The organism is Nocardia sp. NPDC049737 (genome assembly GCF_040674755.1).
GTDB lineage: Bacteria > Actinomycetota > Actinomycetes > Mycobacteriales > Mycobacteriaceae > Nocardia.
In genome coordinates this window covers 1-1235 of record NZ_JBFANH010000099.1, presented here as the reverse complement: position 1 = coordinate 1235, position 1235 = coordinate 1, and the positions used below count along the sequence as shown (strand labels likewise).

Genomic DNA, 1235 nt, shown 5'->3' with positions numbered 1-1235 from the left:
CGCAGCGACGAACGGGTCAACCACCGCAACGGCTACCGACACCGTGATTTCGACACACGTGTCGGCACGATCGACGTGGCGATCCCGAAACTGCGTTCGGGCAGCTATTTCCCCGAATGGCTGCTGGAACGCCGCAAACGCGCCGAACGCGCGTTGACCTCGGTGGTGGCGACCTGCTACCTGCTCGGTGTCTCGACGCGCCGGATGGAGAAGCTGGTCGAATCACTCGGTGTGACAAAGCTTTCCAAGTCGCAGGTGTCGATCATGGCCGGCGAGCTCGACGCCCAGGTCGAGGCGTTCCGCACCCGCCCCTTGGATCAAGGGCCCTACACCTTCGTCGCCGCCGACGCCCTGGTGCTCAAGGTCCGCGAGAACGGTCGGGTGGTCAACGTCCACGCCCTGATCGCGACCGGCGTCAACGCCGACGGCTATCGCGAAATACTCGGTATCCAGGTCACCAGTGGCGAGGACGGAGTCGGCTGGCTGGCGTTCTTCCGCGACCTGGTCGCCCGCGGTCTGTCCGGCGTCGAGCTGGTCACTTCCGATGCCCACGCCGGGCTGGTCGCCGCGATCGGCGCGACCCTGCCCGGCGCGGCCTGGCAACGCTGTCGAACCCACTACACCGTCAACCTGATGTCGATCACCCCGAAAACATCATGGCCGTGGGTGCGCACGCTGCTGCACTCGGTATTCGACCAAGCAGACTCTGAATCCGTTGGCGCCCAATATGATCGGATGCTCGACGCCCTGGCCGAGAAGCTGCCGAAGGTCGCCACGCACCTCGACACAGCCCGCGCGGACCTGCTCGCGTTCACCGCCTTCCCCAAACAGATCTGGCGCCAAATCTGGTCCAACAATCCCCAAGAACGGTTGAACAAAGAGATCCGCCGCCGCACCGACGTCGTCGGCATCTTCCCCGACCGACAAGCGATCATCCGCCTCGTCGGCGCCGTCCTGGCCGAACAACACGACGAATGGATCGAAGGCCGCCGCTACCTCGGCCTCGACGTCCTTGCCCGCTCCCGCGCCACCACCGACCCCACCGAACAGGAGGAAACCACCACCACAGCCCTCACCGCATAACCGAAAACCGGAACATGCGGTGACCACCCCAGTTACACCACGCCTTTGGACTTGACCCTTCGATCTCGGCGCGCGTTCGATCGTTGATGGGCACTTCGTGCTCGAGTAACTGTCGCGTCAAGATCCACAGGCCGGCTTCCTGTCGGCCGGTC

General features: G+C 64.6%; 1 protein-coding gene. It reads left to right on the top strand.

Annotated features, from left to right (window positions below):
• The coding region (locus AB0J47_RS42235) for an IS256 family transposase (protein WP_364360349.1) at window positions 1-1083 on the top strand (1083 nt) is incomplete at its 5' end.
• Window positions 1084-1235 lie beyond the last annotated feature (152 nt).